Annotated in this window: 17 protein-coding genes and 1 pseudogene; 10 read left to right on the top strand and 8 right to left on the bottom strand. The window is 71.0% G+C overall.

Annotated elements, in window-relative coordinates; translation table 11 throughout:
* Positions 1-3: 3 nt before the first annotated feature.
* A complete protein-coding gene (locus tag Q4V64_RS40300; RefSeq protein ID WP_124438465.1) occupies positions 4-1,191 on the bottom strand; it encodes an ROK family transcriptional regulator in 1,188 nt (395 codons plus the stop codon).
* 166 nt (positions 1,192-1,357) lie between these two features.
* Between Q4V64_RS40300 and Q4V64_RS40295 the strand changes: the two genes are divergently transcribed.
* From Q4V64_RS40295 to Q4V64_RS40270, 6 genes and pseudogenes are all read left to right on the top strand, one after another.
* Positions 1,358-3,112 carry a peptide ABC transporter substrate-binding protein gene (locus Q4V64_RS40295; protein WP_124438466.1) on the top strand — a complete coding sequence of 585 codons (1,755 nt, stop codon included), beginning with the start codon at positions 1,358-1,360 and terminating at the stop codon, positions 3,110-3,112.
* 9 nt (positions 3,113-3,121) lie between these two features.
* The gene (locus Q4V64_RS40290; protein ID WP_124438467.1) at positions 3,122-4,081 is read left to right on the top strand and encodes an ABC transporter permease; all 960 of its coding nucleotides are present in this window, start codon (positions 3,122-3,124) and stop codon (positions 4,079-4,081) included.
* A complete protein-coding gene (locus tag Q4V64_RS40285) occupies positions 4,078-4,959 on the top strand; it encodes an ABC transporter permease (protein WP_124438468.1) in 882 nt (293 codons plus the stop codon). Before Q4V64_RS40290 ends, Q4V64_RS40285 begins: the two co-directional genes overlap by 4 nt.
* On the top strand, positions 4,956-6,605 hold the full coding sequence (locus Q4V64_RS40280; RefSeq protein ID WP_124438469.1) for an ABC transporter ATP-binding protein: 1,650 nt from the start codon (positions 4,956-4,958) through the stop codon (positions 6,603-6,605). Before Q4V64_RS40285 ends, Q4V64_RS40280 begins: the two co-directional genes overlap by 4 nt.
* Before the next feature lie 5 nt (positions 6,606-6,610).
* Complete coding sequence (locus Q4V64_RS40275) at positions 6,611-7,516, top strand: ROK family protein (protein ID WP_124438528.1); 906 nt, start codon at positions 6,611-6,613, stop codon at positions 7,514-7,516.
* Positions 7,517-8,008: 492 nt separating this feature from the next.
* Positions 8,009-8,419 (top strand): annotated as a pseudogene (locus Q4V64_RS40270) (AbfB domain-containing protein); the annotation flags it as partial.
* A gap of 96 nt (positions 8,420-8,515) precedes the next feature.
* On the opposite strand, the gene Q4V64_RS40265 reads toward Q4V64_RS40270, so the two are convergent.
* Positions 8,516-9,475 carry an ABC transporter substrate-binding protein gene (locus Q4V64_RS40265; RefSeq protein ID WP_124438470.1) on the bottom strand — a complete coding sequence of 320 codons (960 nt, stop codon included), beginning with the start codon at positions 9,473-9,475 and terminating at the stop codon, positions 8,516-8,518.
* A gap of 474 nt (positions 9,476-9,949) precedes the next feature.
* Between Q4V64_RS40265 and Q4V64_RS40260 the strand changes: the two genes are divergently transcribed.
* Genes Q4V64_RS40260 through Q4V64_RS40245 form a run of 4 tightly spaced genes read left to right on the top strand, consistent with a single transcriptional unit; the run spans position 9,950 to position 14,119 of the window.
* Positions 9,950-12,589 (top strand): ATP-binding protein, encoded by a 2,640-nt coding sequence (locus Q4V64_RS40260; protein WP_124438471.1) that lies wholly within the window; start codon positions 9,950-9,952, stop codon positions 12,587-12,589.
* Positions 12,570-13,046: a roadblock/LC7 domain-containing protein gene (locus Q4V64_RS40255; RefSeq protein WP_124438472.1), complete on the top strand. Its 477-nt coding sequence runs from the start codon at positions 12,570-12,572 to the stop codon at positions 13,044-13,046. Before Q4V64_RS40260 ends, Q4V64_RS40255 begins: the two co-directional genes overlap by 20 nt.
* 37 nt (positions 13,047-13,083) lie before the next feature.
* Positions 13,084-13,530, top strand: coding sequence for a DUF742 domain-containing protein (locus tag Q4V64_RS40250; RefSeq protein ID WP_124438473.1), 447 nt, complete (start codon positions 13,084-13,086; stop codon positions 13,528-13,530).
* Positions 13,517-14,119, top strand: coding sequence for an ATP/GTP-binding protein (locus tag Q4V64_RS40245; protein ID WP_124438474.1), 603 nt, complete (start codon positions 13,517-13,519; stop codon positions 14,117-14,119). Before Q4V64_RS40250 ends, Q4V64_RS40245 begins: the two co-directional genes overlap by 14 nt.
* 42 nt (positions 14,120-14,161) lie before the next feature.
* Here the strand turns inward: Q4V64_RS40245 and Q4V64_RS40240 are convergent, their stop codons facing one another.
* From Q4V64_RS40240 to Q4V64_RS40215, 6 genes are all read right to left on the bottom strand, one after another.
* Complete coding sequence (locus Q4V64_RS40240; protein ID WP_124438475.1) at positions 14,162-14,830, bottom strand: ABC transporter permease; 669 nt, start codon at positions 14,828-14,830, stop codon at positions 14,162-14,164.
* Positions 14,827-15,534, bottom strand: a complete 708-nt coding sequence (locus Q4V64_RS40235; RefSeq protein WP_124438476.1) for an ABC transporter permease subunit — start codon at positions 15,532-15,534, stop codon at positions 14,827-14,829. The genes Q4V64_RS40240 and Q4V64_RS40235 overlap by 4 nt, the downstream gene beginning before the upstream one ends.
* Positions 15,531-16,685: an ABC transporter ATP-binding protein gene (locus Q4V64_RS40230; RefSeq protein WP_124438477.1), complete on the bottom strand. Its 1,155-nt coding sequence runs from the start codon at positions 16,683-16,685 to the stop codon at positions 15,531-15,533. The genes Q4V64_RS40235 and Q4V64_RS40230 overlap by 4 nt, the downstream gene beginning before the upstream one ends.
* A 174-nt stretch (positions 16,686-16,859) precedes the next feature.
* Positions 16,860-17,594 (bottom strand): FAD:protein FMN transferase, encoded by a 735-nt coding sequence (locus tag Q4V64_RS40225; protein ID WP_124438478.1) that lies wholly within the window; start codon positions 17,592-17,594, stop codon positions 16,860-16,862.
* A 2-nt stretch (positions 17,595-17,596) separates the two neighbouring features.
* Entirely contained in the window at positions 17,597-18,289 is a 693-nt protein-coding gene (locus Q4V64_RS40220; RefSeq protein WP_124438479.1) for an FMN-binding protein, read from the bottom strand.
* A 10-nt stretch (positions 18,290-18,299) separates the two neighbouring features.
* Entirely contained in the window at positions 18,300-19,640 is a 1,341-nt protein-coding gene (locus Q4V64_RS40215) for a ferredoxin reductase family protein (protein ID WP_172629075.1), read from the bottom strand.
* Positions 19,641-19,715: the final 75 nt, after the last annotated feature.

The raw sequence follows: 19,715 nt of genomic DNA, 5'->3' as shown, positions 1-19,715 counted from the left end.
AAGTCAGGGGTGGTGGGTGCCGGTCACCGCGTGCAGCGCCCGCGCCAGCGCCCGCTGCAACGCGAACTGGCCCGCGCCGACCAGACCGGCGTCGGCGCCGAGGCCGGCCCGCTCGATGACCAGTTGCTGGGTGACGAGCGGGTGGCAGCCCTCGTACAACTGGCTGCGGACGGCCGCGACGAACGGCTCCAGCGTGGAGAGGATGCCGCCGAGGTACACGGCGTCGGGGTTGAAGAAGTTGACGTTCGCGGCGAGTACCTGGCCGAGGTAGCGGCCGGCCTGGCGGACCGCGCGGGTCGCCTCGGGGTCGGCGTCGATGGCGAGCCGTACGACGTCCTCGGTGGACGTCACGTCGAGGCCGCGCTCGCGCAGGATGCGGACGAGGGCGGCGCCGGAGGCGACGGTCTCCAGGCAGCCGGTGTTGCCGCAGGAGCAGGGCGTGTCGTGGGCGGCCTCGACGCGGACGTGGGTGATCTCGCCGGCGGCGCCGGTGCCGCCCCGGTACAGCCGCCCGTCGGCGATGACGCCCGCGCCGATCCCGGACCCGGCCTTGACCATGATGGCCTGGCGCTGCTCGGCGGGCCGGACGCTGTGCTCGCCGACGGCCATGCAGTTGGCGTCGTTCTCGATGGCCACCGGAACTCCGAAGCGGTCCTGAAGCCAGTCCCGTACGGGGAACCTGTTCCAGCCGGGCATGCGCGCGGGCAGCGTCACGAGGCCCGATTCGACGTCGACCGGCCCCGGCAGGCACAGGCCGACGCCCCGCAGCAACTCCCGCCCGTGACCGTCGGCGAGGCCTTCGAGGGTCTCGGCCAGGCCGGGCAGCGCTGCCTCGGGACCGTCGGCCGTGGCGAAGGGCACGCTGGAGACGTCGGTGAGGCCGCCGCCGGGGTGGACGACTCCCACGTGGGCGTGTCTGCCGCCGAGTTCGGCCGCCACGGCGTATCCGTCGCTGCCGCCGAGCCGCAGCACCTTGCGCGGGCGTCCGCCGGTGGAGGACAGCGTGCCCTCCTCGGCGACCAGCCCGTAGTCCAGCAGCTTGCTCACCGCGAACGAGACCGTCGACGGCGCGGCGCCGAGCAGGGCTGCGAGCTCCGTGCGCGTCGACGCCTGCCCGGAGGCGAGGAGTTCGAGGACGCGCCGGGTGAGCGAGGCACTTTTTTCAGGCATGGACGAAGTTACTTCCGTCATCGGCGGCCGGGACAGCGAGCGTAGGCCAGTTGAGCTCTTTCCTGGCTATTTCCAGATCAGCAGAAACAGACTTTTTACAGCTGTGCGCCTGTTTCTTCGAACAGTCGGGGCGTTCACTGGCTCCACCCCCTGCCTCCACCCCTTGCTTCTGTTCCCGAGGAGAGCCATGTCCCCTGCCCGCACCAGACGTCTCGCCGGTGCCGCCCTCAGCGCGGGCACGCTGCTGCTCGCGGGCTGCTCCGGGTCGAGCGGCACGTCGTCCGGGTCGCAGGACTCGATCGACTACGCGCTGCCCGCGAACTTCACGCCGAACTGGATCCTGCCGATCGGCACGGCGGCCCATCTGAATACCAACAACCGCTCGATCGCGGACAGTCTGTGGGAGCGGCTCGTCGCGTACGACGGCTCCACCGGCCGGATCGCCTGGAACAAGAAGGCGTCCATCGCCACCGCCGCCGACTTCGCCGCCGACGGAAAGAGCGTCACCATCACGCTCGGCGACCGGCATTGGAGCGACGGCAAGCCCATCACCTCGCGCGACGTGCAGTTCTGGTTCGACCTCATCAAGGCGAACAAGAAGGAGTGGGCGGGCTACAACCCCGGTCAGGCGCCGGACAACTGGACGTCCTTCAAGACCGTCGACGACCGCCACTTCACGATCACGTTCGACAAAAGCTACAACTCCCAGTGGATGCTGGCCAACGAGCTGAACGAGGTCACGCCGCTGCCCCAGCACGCCTGGGACAAGGGCGGCAGCCCCCAGCAGGTCTGGAAGAACCTCAATTCGGCCGCGAAGAACATCTCCCGCTATGCCACCGACCCCCTCTGGAAGACCATCAGCGGCCCTTACGCGGTCAAGTCCTTCTCGACCGCCGGCAAGGTCGTGCTCACCGCCAACAAGAAGTACGACGGCGGCGAGAAGCCGGGCATCCCCACGGTGAACCTGCTGCCCTTCACCACGGCGGACGCCGAGAAGAACGCGCTGCGCTCCGGCAGCGTCGACTACGGCTACATCGAGGCGACCGACCTCGACCAGAAGGACAGCTTCACCGCGCAGGGCTACGAGGTGAAGCCGTGGTCGGGCTGGGCGATCACCTACATGCCGTACAACTTCAACAACCCGGCGATGGGCGCGGTGTTCAAGCAGCTGTACGCCCGCCAGGCCGTGCAGCACTCGATCGACCAGGGCAGTCTGGCGAAGGTCGTCTTCAACGGGACGGCGGTGCCCGGCTACGGGCCGATCCCGCAGGGGCAGGCCTCGGACTTCGTCTCGCCCGCGCAGAAGAACAACCCGTATCCGTTCTCCACGTCGGCCGCCCGCAAGCTGCTGACCGACCACGGCTGGACCGAGCAGGGCGGCGTCATGACCTGCACCGGCCCGGGCAGCGGCGCCTCCCAGTGCGGTGAAGGGGTCGCCGAGGGAGCAAAGTTCGAGATGGGGGTGCTGTCGCAGTCCGGGTCGACGGTGACGGACAACATGATGAGCGCGATCCAGTCCTCGCTCGCGAAGACCGGCATCAAGTTCTCCATCAAGACCGCGCCCGTGAACTCGGTGCTGTCGCAGACCCCGCAGTGCACCTCCGACCAGTCGATCTGCAAGTGGCAGCTGTCCTTCTTCGGTACGGCGGGCAGCTGGTACTTCTCCGCCTTCCCGACCGGCGACTCGCTGTTCCAGTCCCAGGGCGGCTCGAACTTCGGCAACTACTCCAACCCGGAGGTGGACAAGCTCATCTCCGCGTCCACGACGTCGAGTTCGAACCAGGCGATCCAGGGCTACAGCGCGGCCCTCGCCAAGGACCTGCCGGTGATCTGGCTGCCGGAGCCCGTCTACCAGGTCTCCGTCGTCAGGAACGGCCTCGGCGGCTTCTCCCAGGACTCCCTCGCCAACTTCCATCCGGCGCAGTGGAAGTGGACCAGCTGAGGCCCTCGCATGGACACCCTCCTCTACCTCGCCCGACGGCTCCTCCAGTCCCTGGCCGTGATCCTCATCGTCACGATCGTGGTCTTCTGCCTGCTGCACGCGCTGCCCGGGGGTCCCGCACGCGGGATCCTCGGCCCGCAGGCGACGGCCGAGCAGATCGCCGCGTTCAACCACGAACAGGGCCTGGACCGGCCGCTGCCCGTCCAGTACGTCTACTACCTCGACACGTTGGTCCACGGCGACCTCGGCACGTCGTACACGCTGAACGAGGCCGTCTCCCGGCTGATCGAGCAGCGCCTGCCGAAAACCCTGGTGCTGACCGTGCTGTCCGCGCTTCTCGGGCTGCTGCTGGCGATCCCGCTCGGCATGTGGCAGGCGGTGCGGCGCAACAAGCCGGCCGACTACGTCATCACCACGCTGAGCTTCGTCGCGTACTCGACGCCGGTGTACTTCCTGGGGCTGATCCTGGTGCTGCTCTTCACCCAGACCCTGCGCTGGTTCCCCTCGCAGGCGCCCCAAGGGGACACACTGGCCCAGGTGTTCACGGACCCGGCCGCCCTCGTGCTGCCGGTGGTCACAGGGGCCGCCTCCATGGTGGCCGTGTTCAGCCGGTACATGCGGGCCGCGACCCTGGAGAACCTCTCCGAGGACTACGTCCGCACCGCGCGGGCCGGTGGTGCGCGGCAGCGGGCGATCCTCTTCAGGCACGTGTTCCGCAACTCCCTCACCCCGGTCGTCGCGATGCTCGGCTACTACGTGCCCGTGCTGTTCGGCGGCGCGCTCGTGGTCGAGCAGCTGTTCAACTACCCGGGCATGGGGCTGCTGTTCTGGAGCGCCGCGCAGTCCTCGGACTATCCGGTGCTGCTCGGCTGCGTTCTCGTCATCTCCGTCGCGACGGTCGTGGGCACGTTGCTCGCGGATGTCGTGCAGCGGATCGTCGATCCCCGAGTGAAGGCGGGCCGGGTATGACTGCCGTACTCCACACGACCGTGGTCGCGGAACCGGTCGCGGGCTACCGGCTGTCGCTGCGCCGGTTCGCCCGCAACAGGCTCGCGGTGGCGGGACTCACGGTGGTCGTGCTGTTTCTGCTGTTCTGTTTCGTCGGCCCGCTGCTGTACTCCACCGACCAGACGCACACGGACCTCACCCAGGTCAACCTTCCGCCCGGCGGCGCCCATTGGCTGGGCACCGACGCCGTCGGACACGACGAGCTCGGGCGGCTGATGTACGGCGGCCGGGTCTCGCTGCTCGTCGGGCTGGCCGCCGGGCTCCTCGCCACCGTCATCGGCACGCTGTGGGGCGCGGTCGCGGGCTACGCCGGCGGCTGGGTGGACGCGGTGATGATGCGGGTGGTGGACGCCGGGATCGCGATCCCCGCGCTGTTCATCCTGCTGGTCGTCTCCGCGATCACGACGCCGGACACGCTCGGCCTGATCGTCATCCTCGGCCTGGTGTCCTGGCTGGTGCCGTCCCGGCTCGTGCGGGCGGAGACGCTCACGCTCAAGAACCGCGACTACGTGCTGACGCTGCGCGCCACCGGCGGCACGCACGGCCGGGCGATCGCCCGGCACATCCTGCCGAACTCGGTGTCGACGATCGTGGTCGCGGCCACCTTCCAGGTCGCCGACGCCATTCTGCTCGTCGCCTACGTGTCGTATCTGGGCCTGGGCGTCCAGCCGCCGTCGACCGACTGGGGCGGCATGCTGTCGGCCGGTCTGACGGCCGCGTACTCCGGGCGCTGGTGGCTGATCGTTCCGCCGGGCCTCGCGATCATCCTCGTCGTGTGCGCGTTCAACGCGATCGGCGACGGGCTGCGCGACGCCTTCGACGTGAGGGGACGGGGATGAACATCCTTCGGATCGAGGACCTCGGGGTGACCTTCTCGACGGACACGGGCGAGGTGCCCGCCGTGCGGGACGTGTCCCTGCACGTCCGGCCCGGCGAGACCCTCGCACTGGTCGGCGAGTCCGGCTCCGGCAAGTCGACCGTGGCGCTCGCCGCGATGGGGCTGCTGCCCGGGAACGCGCGGGCGTCGGGGCGGGTGACCGTCGACGGCACGGAGATCGTCGGGGCCGGTGAGGCGGAACTGGCGCGGCTGCGCGGCCGTACCGCGTCGATGGTGTTCCAGGAGCCGGCGACCGCACTGGATCCGCTGACCCGAGTGGGCCGGCAGATAGCGGAAGTCGTACGCAACCACCGGCCCGTCTCGCGCGCGGAGGCCGCCCGTGAGGCGGTGGAACTCCTGCGTCGGGTCGGCATTCCGGAGCCGGAGCTGCGGGTGTCCGCGTTCCCGTTCCAGCTGTCGGGCGGGCAGCGGCAGCGGGTCGTCATCGCCATGGCGATCGCGAACTCGCCGGGGCTGCTGATCGCGGACGAACCGACGACCGCACTCGACGTCACCGTGCAGGCCGACGTCCTCGATCTGCTACGAGGGCTGGCGGCCGACACGGGCACGGGCGTACTGCTGGTCACGCACAACATGGGCGTGGTCGCCGACTTCGCCGACCGGGTGGCCGTGATGCTGCGGGGCGAGGTGGTGGAGACGGGGTCGGTGGAGGAGGTGCTGCTGCGGCCGAGGCACGAGTACACGCGGCGGCTGCTGGCGGCGGTGCCCCGGCTGACGGTCAGCGGCGAGGCGCCTCCTCCCCCGGTCGGCGGCGCCGACGAGGGGGCTGTTCCGGTGGTCCGACTCCGGGATGTGTCCGTGCGCTTCGGCCGTGGCCGCCGTACCGTACGGGCCCTTGAAGGCGTGTCGCTCGATGTCCGCCCCGGCGAGACGGTCGGCCTCGTCGGCGAGTCGGGGTCGGGCAAGTCGACGGCCGCCCGCGTCGCGCTCGGGCTCGTCCCGCCCGCCGCCGGCTCGGTGTCGCTCTTCGGCGCGGACCTCGGGCGGGCTCGGGGCCGGGCGCGCCGGAGGCTGCTCTCCGGCGTGGGCGTGGTGCTCCAGGATCCGGTGGCCTCGCTCGACGCGCGGATGAGTGTGGCGGAGTGCGTGGCCGAACCGCTGCGGACGCACCGGCGGGGCATGCCGGCGGCCGAGCGGCGGGAGCGGGTCGCTCAGGCGCTGGAACTCGTGCGGTTCTCCCGGGAGTTGGCGGGGCGTGGGCCGCGTGAGCTGTCGGGTGGTCAGCGGCAGCGGGTGAGTCTCGCCCGGGCGCTGGTGCTGCGGCCGCGGCTGCTGGTCGCGGACGAGCCGACGAGCGCGCTGGACGTGAGCGTGCAGCGGACGGTCCTGGAGGTGATCGCCGAGTTGCAGCGCGAGCTGGGGTTCGCCTGTCTGTTCGTGTCGCACGATCTGGCCGTGGTGCAGGAGTTCGCCCAGCGGGTCGTCGTCCTGCGGGCGGGGCGGATCGAGGAGCAGGGGCCGACGATGTCCACCCTGCTGCGTCCGGAGACCGAGTACACGCGCCGGCTCATCGCGGCGGTGCCGGTGCCGGATCCGGTGGTACAGCGCCGCCGCAGGGAGTCCCTGGAGACGGAGGCCACCGCGTGACGCACCTGGTCGCCGGTGTCGACATCGGCGGGACGACGACCCAAGTGGCGCTGTGCGAGGAGGACCTGACGGTCGTCGACCGCGTCGAGGTGCCCACACCGGCGGCCGAGGGCGGGGCCGCGATGGTCGGCGCCGCGCTGGACGCCGTACGGCTGCTGCTCGGCCGTACGTCCGCGCGGCTGCTCGGCGTCGGGATCGGCGCGGCGGGTGTGGTGGACGCGCGGGCCGGACGGGTCCTGGTGGCGAGCGACTCCTTCCGGGGGTGGGCCGGATTCGCGGTGACGGCGGCCGTCGAGGAGGCGCTGGGGGTGCCGGCGTTCCTGGACAACGACGTCAACGCGTTCCTGTGCGGCGAGGCGGCGGCCGGTGCGGTCGCGGGCGAGCCGCACGTGCTCGGCATGACCCTGGGCACCGGGGTGGGCGGGGCACTGTGGCTGGACGGCGTGCTGTACGACGGGCCGCACGGCGCGGCGGGCGAGATCGGGCACGTCCCCGGCTTCGGCGACCGGCCGTGCACCTGCGGCGGGCGCGGCCACCTGGAGACCGAGGCGTCCGGGCGGGCGATCGCGGCGCGGTACGGGGAGCGGACCGGGCTGTCCCTCAGCGCCCGGGAGGTGGCCGAGGCGGCGGGGGCGAGCGACCCGGACGCGATCGCCGTGTACGAGGCGGCGGGCGCCGCCGTGGCCCGGGCGATCCTCGTCACGGCGGGCCTGCTGGACGTCACGACCTTCGTGATCGGCGGGGGCGTCGGCCGCTCCTGGGCGCTCGTCGAGCCGTCGATCGAGCGCACCCTGTCCGCCGAACCGCCGGTCAGCGGGCACCCGGTGCGGGTCCTGCCCGCGCTGCTCGGCGAGGACGCGGTGACGATCGGGGCGGCGGCGCGGGTGCGGGCGGAACTAGGGGGCTTCTGATGGATCTCCGTGGAAGAAGGAGCGGCGTTCGGTGCGTGCTCTCGGCGTGCCGGGCGGAAGTCCTCGATGGGGGTCCCCCCGCGCGAGCGGAGCCGAGCGTGGGGGAGGAGCTACTAGGGCTTTCGTCCGGTGCGGCGAGAGTGCGTGCCGGGCGTCGCGACGCCGCGGAGATCCATCAGAAGCCCCCTGCCCGCGGCGAAGTGGCGGGAATCCGCCAAGGCTGACACCGTGATTGACGCGTACTCGGGGCTCTCCTACCTTCTGGTCGATTCACCGAACTCTGTTCGGTATATCGACAGGATCGACCAGAAGGCCCGCACCCCCCCTGGAGAGCCGATGCCCCACCCCTCCCGCAGACACGTCCTCGGCCTGGCCGCGACCCTCCCGCTCGCCGGGACCGGCGCCCTGACCCTCGGCGCGGGAACCGCCCACGCCGCCGACTCGGCGTACGTCATGGCCTACTTCACCGAGTCCACGACCATGCTCGAGGCCGCCTGGAACCGGCTCAAGTCCTACAACCACCCGGCCCGTTACGTCCGGCACAGCGCCTACGCGGGCCGGATCGACGAGTACCCCTTCGACCCGTACCCCGACTCCCAGTGGAAGCTCGTGCCGGGCCTCGCGGACTCCTCGGGCGTGTCCTTCCAGTCGGTCAACTTCCCGACGCGGTACCTGCGGCACTACAACTACGAGCTGCGGCTGGACGCGAACGACGGCACGTCGACGTTCGCCGCGGACGCCACCTTCCACCGGGTGGCGGGGCTGGCCGACAGCTCCTGGTCGTCCTTCCGCTCGTACAACAACCCGACCCGCTACATCCGGCACGCGAACTTCGCTTTGCGGATCGACCCCGTGTCGACGAGCACGGAGCGGCAGGACGCCACGTTCCACGTCGGCTACTGAGCCGAGCGCTCCCGTCCTGGCGGAGTCGCCGTAGCGGCCACGACTCCGCCAGGACCGGCAGCGGTTTTGTCCGCTGTCATGCCCAAGGCGCGGACGTCAGCTCAGGCCGACCGACTTCAGCCAGGTCTTGGCGACGTCCAGCGGGTCCTTGTTCTCCAGCTGCACCTGGGAGTCCATGTCCAGCAGCGCCTTGGTGTCCAGCTTGGCCGACACCTCGTTCAGCGCGGCCACACCCTCCTGGGAGAGACCGGACTTGTACACCAGCGGGGTCACGTTCGCGAAGCCGAAGAGGTTCTTCGGGTCCTGGAGGACGACGAACTTCTCCTTGGTGATGGTCGGGTCCGTGGTGAAGATGTCCGCGGCCTGCACGGTGTTCTTCGTCAGCGCCGCCTGGGTCAGCGGGCCGCCCGCGTCGAGCGCCTTGAAGGACTTGAACTTCAGGCCGTACGCGGACTCCAGGCCCAACAGGCCCTGCTGCCGGGTCTGGAACTCCGGCGAACCGCCGATGACCAGCTCCGGGGCGATGTCCTTGAGGTCCGCGAGCGTGGACTGCGAGGTCAGGTTGTACTTCTTCGCGGTCTCCGCGTTGATGCTGACGGAGTCCTTGTCCTCGGCGGGCGCCGACTCCAGCAGCGTCAGCTTCGAGTCGAGCTTGGCCTTCGCGGCCGCGTTCACGGCCTCGACGGACTTCTGCTCCGCCTTGGGGTCCAGGTAGGCGAGCAGCGAGCCGTTGTACTCGGGCAGGACCGTGATGGAGCCGTTCTTCAGCAGGCCGTAGGTGGTCTCGCGGCTGCCGATGTTGGGCTTGTAGGTGACCTTGACGCCCTTGGCCTTCAGGGCCTCGCCGTAGATGTCGGCGAGCAGGATGCTCTCGGCGAAGTTGTTGGAGCCGACGACGACGGTGCCACTGTCCGCCTTGTCGTTCGCGAGCGGGTCGGACGTGTCGTTGTCGGAGGAGCCACATCCCGCCAGCAGGGCCGTTGCGGCGGCGAGCGCGACGACGGCCACGCCGGGATGTCTCCTGAAGGACCTGCTGTGTGGGGCGGTAGAAGTCACGATTCCCGTTCCGGACTCTGGGGGGTTCATCTGGGGGTTCATGAGGCCCGCGCGAATGCGCTGCGAAGGCTCTACGAAGGCTCTACGAAAGCACTTAAGCTGATCCAATCCAGCGGGTTCTCGGTCAGTCAAGAGCAGCCTGGTCACCGATTGGCTTCAATACGTGGCCGCTTGTGACGGAAATATGAACGGGCCGCCACCGAACCCACCGAACCTCGTCGGGTTGTAACGGATTCTTGACTGAGGGTGGCGCGATCGAGTGTCCGAAGAGACTGTAGTCTCGCCGAAGTTGGCGCCGGTCACAGTGGCGTGCGGGGGCCGCAGCGGTGTTGTCTTGCACCAGTGACATCACACTCGGTGTCGTTTCACACTTGCCTCGGTGCTCTGACCCAGCACCGACCGTACCGATCAGAAATGGTCACGTGAGTTCCTCGAGTTGCTCGCGCGCCGTGAGACCCCCACGAAGGAGGCCTGGTGTCCACGAATGAGGTGGGCGCACCCGCCGAGTCGACACCGGCACCGTCGCCGTCGCCGTCACCGCTCCACGGTGGCATACGGGGGTTCGCCGACCGCCGGCCGTTCCGCCGCAAGCTCAACGTCCTGGTCGGTGTGCCGCTCGCCGTGGTCGCCGCCCTGCTCGCCTACCTCATCGCCGACCAGGTGGGCCAGGCCCGGGACGCCGACGCGGCGGCCCAGCTCGTCCGGGACAGCGCGCACGTCGCGGAGCTCGTGGACCGGGTGGAGACCGAGCACCAGCAGGCCATCCTGCTGTCCGTGCGCCATGAGGCCGCCGGCCCCGGCACCCGCCCCTCCACCGCCGAGTACCGCAAGGCGCAGGCCGCGGTGGACTCCCAGGTCGAGAAGGTGCGCGAGACCTTCGGCGACCGGCTCCCGGACACCGAGGCGCAGGCCCTGAGGGAGATCAACGGCCTCAGCAGCCTGCGCGACACCGTCGCACAGGGCTATCTGCCCGCCGACAACATCGACCCGGCCTACACCAACGCCTCCCAGGGGCTCATCGACGGCCTCGGTCTGGACCACAACGAGGACCTCGCCGGTACGTTCACCGGCAGCCTGCTGGACTCCCTGCTGCGCGCCGACGCCGCCCACAGCGCCTTCGAGACGGCCGTCTTCTCCGCGCGCACCGGCGACAGCAACGCCCTCATCGAGTTCATCGGCGCGGTCGGCGCCGAGAACGAGTACGACCACCAGGCCGACCGCTTCGCGCGGTTCGCCACCGAGGCGCAGGCCAATGAGCTCGGCGGCATCGAGCACAACTCCGCCCAAGGGACCATCGGCCGCCACTACGCCGAGCTGCAGATCGACCCCAGCAATCTCCAGGCCGGTACGCCCGAGCGGATCCGCGAGACCTTCAACGAGGCCCTCGCCTCCTACCCCGCCTACCGCGAGCAGTCCCAGACCCGGCTGGAGATCACCGCGTCACTCATCGACCAGATCGCCGACCGGGCCGACCACGCCTCCAGCGAAGCCGGCTGGCGCGCGATCCTGCTGCTGGCCCTGGCGCTGTTCGGCTTCGTCGTCTGGATCGCCTTCGCGGAGCTGGTACGGCGCTCGGTGGTCCGGCCCGTGCAGGCGCTCACCGGCGCGGCCCGGCAGGTCGCCGACGTCGCCGGCCGCGAGCTGGCGCGGGTGGCGGACGACGACGCCGAGGACGACGGACCGCCCCGGCTGCGCGAGGTGCCGGTCACCGCGAAGGACGAGATCGGCGATCTCGCGGAGGCCTTCAACCACGTGCAGAGCACGGCGTCCGCGCTGCTGGAACGCCAGGTGCTCAGCCGCCGCAACGTCGCCGAGATGTTCGGCAACGTGGGCCGCAGGGTCAGCAACCTGACCACGCGGCAACTGGCCCTGATCGACGCGGTGGAACGGGGCGAGACCGACCCGGCGCTGCTGGAGCGGTTGTACAGCATCGACCACATCGCGGTCCGCCTGCGCCGCAACGCGGACAGCCTGATGCTGCTCGCCGGCATCCGCGAAACGGTCCTCGACTCCGGCCCGCTGGCGCTCACCAACGTCGTACGGGCGGCGCTCGGCCAGATCGAAGGCTTCCAGCGGGTGCATCTGCGTGCCGCGACCGAGGTCATGGTGGAGCCCGACATCATCGGCGACCTCACGCTGATGGTGGCCGAACTGGTGGAGAACGCGGTGTCGTTCTCGCCGGCGGGCAGCCCCGTCGAGGTGACGGTCAAGGACGACGCCGAGGGCGCGCTGGTCGTGGTCACCGACCACGGCCTGGGCATGAGCGCCGAGCGACTCGCCGAGGAGAACGCCCGGCTGATCCGCCGCGAACGCCTGGACGTGGTCCCGACGAGGGTGCTGGGCCTGTTCGTGGTGGGCACGCTGGCGCGCCGCTGGGAGGTGACCGTGACCCTGTCCCGTACGCCGGGAGGTGGTGTCACGGCCGAGGTGTCCATCCCGTCGTCGTTGCTGCTGACGATGAGCCCGGTGGCGGTTGCCTCCGGCGGTTCGGCGGGGGTTGCCTCCGGCGGTTCGGCGAGGGGATCGAGGCCGGTAACGGCTTCGGGTCCGGGGACGCTGCTCTCCGGCGGTTCCACGTCGAAGTCAGGGACGGCAACACTTGGTGCGGCGTCCGAAGGGGGCGGCACACCGACCGCCGAAGCGAGGGACAATGGTGCCACGCCGACGGCGAGCGAGGGCATGGCCGCGACCTCGGTCGGCACCGTTTCGGCCGATGCCGACCCCGGGCCGCTCCCCCGTAGACGCCCCCGGCGCGACACGCCCCCGACCGGCAGTTCGGCCGCCTCGCCCGCGTCCGGCCCGGACGGCACCCCACCCCCAGGCGACCCCGCCGGCTCCCGCCCCCTGCGCCGCCGTGTCCGCGGGGCCACCCTCCGTACGACCTTCGGTGCCGACCCCGACCAGCAGGCCGCACGCCGGGCCGCGCCCCAGCCCGCCGACGCGGACGCCGTCCGGGCCGCGCTCGACGAGTTCGAGGCGGCCGTGGAACGCGCCCACCGCGACAGCGAAGACGGCGACGACAGCGTCCACAGCAACGGCTACGACGGCGTAGCCACCCGCACGACCAGCACAACTCCCCGGAAGGAGTGGAGCAGTGAGCACGTCGACAGGTGACACTCCGACGGGAGGCACCACGCCGGCCGAACTGCAGGCCGCCGCAGCCGACTTCACGTGGCTGTTGAATCGTTTCGCGACCGAGACGGCGGGCGTCGTCGACGCCATCGCCGTGTCGTCGGACGGGCTGCTCATCGCCGTGTCCGAGCTGCGCGAGCACGCCGACTCCGAGCGCCTCGCCGCGATCGTCTCCGGCATCACCAGCCTGGCCGCCGGTGCTTCCGGCAACTACGGACTCGGCGGTCTGAACAAGGTCATCATCGACCTGGAGGGCGGCCACGTCCTGGTCGCCGCGATCGGCAGCGGCGCCGTCCTCGGCGTCGTCACCGACAAGGAGGCCAAGCTCGGCAACATCGCCTACGAGATGACACTGTTCGCCAACCGCGCCGGTGCCGCGCTCAGCCCCCAGCTCGTACTCGAACTGAAGAACAGCGTCGGCGCCGCGTCGAAGCGCTGACCGGGCGCCGCCCGGCCGAGGAGGAAGACACACAGCCATGGCGGACGGCCGCGCTTCGAGAGGTGCAGGCGAGGACGGCGGCACGCCCCCGGGCCAGGACCCGGTCGGCCCCGTCGCCGCCGTACGGCCGTTCCTGGTCACCGCCGGCCGGGTGGCACCCAGCACATCCGGCCGGACGATGCCCGTCGAGACCCAGGTGGTGGCCACCGTCGACGGGCTCGACGCGCTCGACCGGCTCTCCTTCGAGCAACACGACATCGTCGCCGCCTGCCGGCGGCCGCAGTCCATCGCGGAGATCGCGGCCCGGCTGCGGCTGCACCTCAACGTGGTCCGGATCCTCGCCGAGGACCTGCGCACGGCGGGGCAGTTGACGGTGCACGTGCCCGACTCCGACGCCACCCATGACGCATCCGTCCTGCGAAGGGTTATCGATGGCCTCCGGGCCATCCCCGACTCCCGAGGGGTACTCCGTGACACCGACTGAACCGGCCACCCTCGCCGGGGCCGCGCAGGCCGCGGCCGTACGGCCACCGCTGCCGGTCAAGATGGTGATCGCGGGCGGCTTCGGCGTGGGCAAGACCACCGCCGTCGGCTCGATCTCCGAGATCGAGCCGCTGACCACCGAGGCCGCCATCACCGAAGTGGCTGCGGGCGTGGACGACCTCAGCCACACCCCGCGCAAGACCACGACCACGGTCGCGATGGACTTCGGCTGCATCACCATCGACCCCACCCTGAAGCTGTACCTGTTCGGCACGCCCGGGCAGGAGCGGTTCGGCTTCATGTGGGACGACATCGTCGAGGGCGCGGTCGGCGGGCTCGTCATCGTCGACACCCGCCGCCTCGACGACTGCTATGCGGCCGTCGACTACTTCGAGCACCAGCGGATCCCGTTCGCGGTGGCCGTCAACGCCTTCGACGGCCAGGTCGAGCACACCCTGGACCAGGTCCGCTGGGCCCTCGACATCAACGACCGCGTCCCGGTCGTGGTGTTCGACGCCCGCGAGCGCGGCTCGGTCCGCGACGCCCTGCTCGTCGTACTGGAACAGGCGCTGGCGCGCACCGAGAGCTGAGGTACGAGGAGGGGGCCGGGGCCAATCCCCGGCCCCCGGCCGTCAGTTGCTCCTCCGCACCCCCGGCGACACCGCGATCCGGTTCACCGCCCAGAACAGTCCCAGCGTCACCAGCGCCATCACGGCGACCAGGGTGGCGCCGCCGACGACCTTCTCGTAGTTGCGCTGGTAGAGGCCGTCGACGATGTACCGGCCGAGGCCGCCGAGGGAGACGTACGCGGCGATGGTGGCCGTGGAGACGATCTGGATGGCCGCCGAGCGCAGGCCGCTGAGGATCAGCGGGAGCGCCACCGGGAGCTCCACCTGGAGCAGGATGCGGCTCTCCTGCATGCCCATGCCGCGGGCGGCGTCCACCGGGGACGGGTCGACGGAGCGCATCGCCTCGTAGGTGGTGACCAGGATCGGCGGGATGGCGAGGACGACCAGCGGGATCATCACGGGCAGCAGGCCGAGTCCGAGCACGACGAACATCAGCACCAGCAGGCCGAAGCTGGGCAGGGCGCGGGCGGCGGTGGCGATGAGCGCGAGCGCGTTGCCGCCGCGGCCGGTGTGCCCGGTCCACAGGCCCACGGGCAGGCCGATGCCGGCGGCGATGGCGAGCGCCAGGACGGAGTACCAGACGTGCTCCCCCAGGCGGGTGGGGATGCCGTCGTAGCCCTTCCAGTGGGCGCTGTCGCTGAAGAAGGCGTTGATGAAGTTCAGGACGTTCACCGGGCTGCGTCCTCCAGGGCGAGGGCGGCCGGGTCGGGCCGGTCGGCCTTGGGTTTGGTGGTCCCGCCGCGCGGCATCCAGGGCGTCAGCAGGATGCGCACACCCACCAGCAGGGCGTCGATGAGGATGGCCAGGACGGCCGTGGTCACGACGGAGTTCACCGCCAGTTCGGGCCGGTGGTAGAACATCGCGTCGGCGAGCAGGTTGCCCAGCGCGCCCTGGTTGCCGATCAGTGTGCCGACGCTGACGAGGCTGATGCTGGAGACGACCGCGATGCGCAGCCCCGCGATGATGGCGGGCACCGCGATCGGCAACTGCACCTGCACGTAACGGCGCAGGGGCCCGAAGCCCATGGCGGTGGCTGCGGCCAGCGTCTCCTGGGGCACCGACCGCACGCCGTCGACGATCGCCGGGACCAATACCACCAGGCTGTAGACGGCGAGCGGGATCATCACGGTGAGCTCGGTCTGGCCGGTGTAGTCGATGAGGACGACGAAGAAGGCCAGCGAGGGGATGGCGTACAGCACGGTCGTCACCCACAGCACCGGCGGGTACAACCAGCGGAAGCGCACGCACAGTTGGGCGAGCGGCAGGGCGAGGACCAGCCCGGCCAGCACCGGCAGCAGGGCCTCCCGCAGGTGCAGGCCGATCAGGCCGAGCCAGCTGTGCTGGAGGTCGCTGGGGATGTCGAAGAAGCCACTCATCGGGCGGCCTTCGCGACCTTGTCCTGCGTACGGCCGTCCGCCGTACGCCCCTCCGCGTGGGCGCCGCGGATCGCCTCTCCGATGGTCTGCTGGGAGACGACCCCGGTCGCCCGGCCGTCGGCGTCCACGGCGACGGCCCAGCCGGTGGGCGAGAGCACCGCGCAGTCGAGGGCGGCCCGCAGCGAGTCCGTCCCGGCCGCGAACGGCCGCCCGTACGGCAGGAGTTCCTCCCGCCGGACGTCCCCGGCGGTCAGCCCGTCCGGCTCGCTCCAGCCGAGCGGCTTGCCGTCCAGGTCCGTGACGAGGAGGTAGGGGGCGTCGGCCGTGTCGCGGGCGGCGATCTGCTCGGCGGTGGAGTCGATCGCGACGATCGGCGCGGTCAGCAGCTCCAGGCCGGCGGAGGGGAAGAAGGACAGCCGCCGGATGCCGCGGTCGGCGCCGAGGAAGTCCTCGACGAAGGCGTCCGCGGGGTGGGACAGCAGTTCGGCGGGCGGCGCGAACTGGGCGAGCTTGCCGCCGGTGCGCATCACGGCGACCATCGTGCCGATCTTGACGGCCTCGTCGATGTCGTGCGTGACGAAGACGATGGTCTTGCCCAACTCCTCCTGAATGCGGAGGAGTTCGTCCTGAAGGCCCTTGCGCACCACGGGGTCGACGGCCGAGAACGGCTCGTCCATCAGCAGCACCGGGGGATCGGCGGCGAGTGCCCGCGCGACACCGACACGCTGCTGCTGTCCGCCGGACAGCTGGTACGGGTACCGCTTGGCGAGCGCGGCGTCGAGGCCGACCCGCTCCATCAGCTCCCGGGCGCGGGCCCGTGCCTTGTCCTTGCCCCAGCCGAGCATGCGGGGCACGGTGGCGATGTTGTCGATGATCGTGCGGTGCTGGAAGAGTCCGGCGTTCTGGATGACGTACCCCATGGACCGGCGCAGCGTGTTGACCGGCTGCCGCGTGATGTCCTGGTCGTCGAGGAGGATGGTGCCCTCGGTGGGCTCGACCATCCGGTTGATCATGCGCAGGGTGGTCGTCTTCCCGCAGCCCGACGGCCCGACGAGGACGGTGATCGAGCGGTCGGGTATCTCCAACGAGAGCCGGTCGACCGCCACCGTGCCGTCCGGGTACCGCTTGGTGACTGAATCTATCCGTATCAAAGCGCCGAATACCCTTCGGGTCTGGCTGAAGTTGCCCGCATTCAGACAGGAGCTGGTCGCGGGGGCCGTTGCCCGGGAGAGTCTAGACGGCTTGTGTTGCGGGATCGTGGCGGGCGCTGCGCCACCGCACCCGGGGCGGGCCGCCGGTCGTGGCCCGCCCACCGCTTCGGCCCGTCACGCCGCCGCCGACCGCTCCCCCGCCACCGGAAACCCGGGCGTCCGCAGGACCCGGCGCTCGCCGTCCACCGCGAACACCTCACAACCCTCGAGTCCCGCGGCCCAGTCGACGCCCTCCGCGCCCATCGCGAACGCCGCCGTGGCGACCGAGTCCGCCTCCGTCAGGGTCGGGGCGACGACGGTCAGGCTGAGCAGGCCGGTCGCCGGGCGCCCGGTGCGGCCGTCGATGATGTGGTCGCCGCGCTCGTAGCGCGCGGAGGTCGCGACCGCGCCGTCGCTGAGGTCGAGGACGGTGCACAGCTTGTCGGCGTGTTCGGGGTGCCGTACCCCCACCCGCCAGGGGCCGCCGGCGGCGACCACGTCACCGCCGGCGTTGAGGCAGAAGCGCGTCGCGCCGGCCGCCGTCAGCAGCTCGGCCGCCCGCTCCACCGACCAGCCCTTGACCACCGCGCAGGGGTCGAGGCCGCGGCCGGGCAGCCGTACGTCGAAGGCGCCGCCGGTGGCGATCCGGTAGTGCTCGCAGAGGTCGAGGACCTCCCGCAGATCCGCGCCGATCTCCGACAGCTCGCCCCGGTCCAGCCGGGACACCTCGCTGTCGGGCTTGAAGGGGCTGAACCGGGCGTCGACCTCGCGCAGCCACGCGAAGACCGCGTCCACGGCCGGCTCGGGGATGCCCCCGTCGTCGACCCGCAGGGACACCGGGAAGCCCATGACGTGCTCGACGCGCCGCACGGTCAGGCGCCCTTGCCGTCGAGGGCGGCCTGGAGCGACTCCCGGTAGCCGTCGCTGGTGATCGTCGCGCCGGACACCGTGTCGGTGTCCGCGCTCTGCGCCTGAAGCGTCTGCGCGATCAGCTTCGGCACGGCGGCGGTCGTCTGCGGGTGGTTCGGCTGCTGGAGCATGCGCACCGAGCCGATCCTGTCGCCCGCGAAGGTCACCTCGACCTGGACCGGGCCCTTCTCCGTGTCGACCGTCGGACCCGCGACGACCTGATTCGCGGAGGCGGGCGAGGGCGAGGCGGAGGCAGCCGTCCCGTTCTCGTCGATCGCGGCCTGGAGGGACTTCTTGTAGCCCTCGGTGGTGATCGTCGCACCGGACACCGTGTCGATGTCCGCGCTCTGCGCCTCCAAGGTCTCCGCGATCAGCTTCGGCACCGCCGCCGTGGTCTGCGGATGGTTCGGCTGCTGGAGCATCTTCACGGCGGTGATCTTCTCGCCGTCGAAGGTGACCTCGACCTGGACGGGGCCCTTCTCGGTGTTCACCGTCGTGCCCGCGACGACCTTCGAGGAGCTGCCCGGGGCGGCGGACGCGGACGGGGCGGGCGCGGTGACCTCGGTCGTGGACGTCCCGCCGACCGACGGTTCGTAGCGCCAGACCGGGATCAGGCCCGCGACGCTCAGGACCAGAATGGGGATCGCTCGTTTCACGGTCTCTTCCTCATCCCGCCAGGCTGAAGCGCTCGAAGTGGATCTGCGGCTTGGGCACGTTCAGCTCGCGCAGGCTGCCCAGCACCGCGTTCATCATGGGCGGCGGTCCGCACAGGAAGACGTCCCGGTCGGCGATGTCCGGCACGAGCCCCGCAAGTTCGCCCGGCGCCAGCTTGTCGGGCACGGGCGGCCCGGTCACCAGGTGCAGCTCGGCGCCCTTGGCGAGGGCGAGGTCCCGCAGCTCGTCGTAGAGGACGGCGTCCCGGTCGGTGGCGACGCGGTAGATGACGACGGCGTGGCCCTGCAGCTCCTCCAGGAGGGCGCGGATGGGGGTGACGCCGACGCCGCCGGCGATGAGCACGGCCTCCGGCCGGGTGCGGTGCATCGCGGTGAAGGCGCCGTAGGGGCCCTCGGCGAAGACGCGTGTGCCGACCTTCACGTGCCGCAGGGCGGCGCTGCCGGCGCCGGCCGCCTTGGCGGTCAGCCGCAGCGTGCGGCCGTCGGGGGCGGCCGACAGGGAGAACGGGTTGGCCTGCCACCAGCGGTCCCGGGTCAGGAAGCGCCACAGGAAGAACTGGCCGGCCCGCGCGGGCAGCCGGTCCAGGTCGCGGCCGGACATGTAGATCGAGACGACGTTGTCGGACTCGGGGACGACCGCCGTGACGCGCAGCTGGTGTCGCCAGTTCCGCCACACGGGGAGCACCAGCCGGCCCACGAACACCGAGCCGAGCGCGACGCCCCATACGCCGTACCAGTACGACGTGGCTGCGGACGACGAGGTGAAGGTCGTACCGACCGCGACCTGGTGGGTGAAGGCCAGCAGCACGGCGACGTACGTGTACAGGTGGATGAAGTGCCACGTCTCGTAGGCCAGCCGGCGCCGGGCGTAGCGGCCCGAGACGGCGCCCACGACGATGATGATCGCCAGCGCGACGACCGCGCGGAGCACGCCCTCGGTGGTCTCGGCGAGGTCCACGAGCTGGTTGACCGGGTCAAGGTCCGACGACTGGGCGTAGCCGAAGACGATGAAGACGGCGTGCGCCAGCAGCGTGAACAGGATGCCGAAGCCGGTCCGGCGGTGCCAGGAGGTCAGCCGGTCCATGCCGATGCGGCGGTCCAGCCAGGGCAGGCGGGCCACCAGGACCAGCTGGAAGGCCATCAGGAGCGCGCCGTACAGACCGGCCAGCCGGCCCAGCACGATAAGGGCGTTGGAGGCGAACCCGGCCTGGGTGAAGAAGAACGTCACCACGGCCACGTTCGCGGCCAGCACGGCGTACAGGCCCGTGCGGGCCACCACCCTGGGGCGTTTTATCGCCGTGGGGGGCGCAGGGGGCGATTGGACGGCAGTCACGGGACAGGCTCCTTGATCGGGTCCGGGGTACTGAGCTTCTCCGGTGACAGCTGTCGATTCACTGTCGTGCAACTT

Source organism: Streptomyces sp. NL15-2K (assembly GCF_030551255.1).
Classification (GTDB): Bacteria; Actinomycetota; Actinomycetes; order Streptomycetales; family Streptomycetaceae; genus Streptomyces.
The sequence above is the reverse complement of the archived record's forward strand: the minus strand, read 5'-3'. Positions and strand labels throughout refer to the sequence as shown.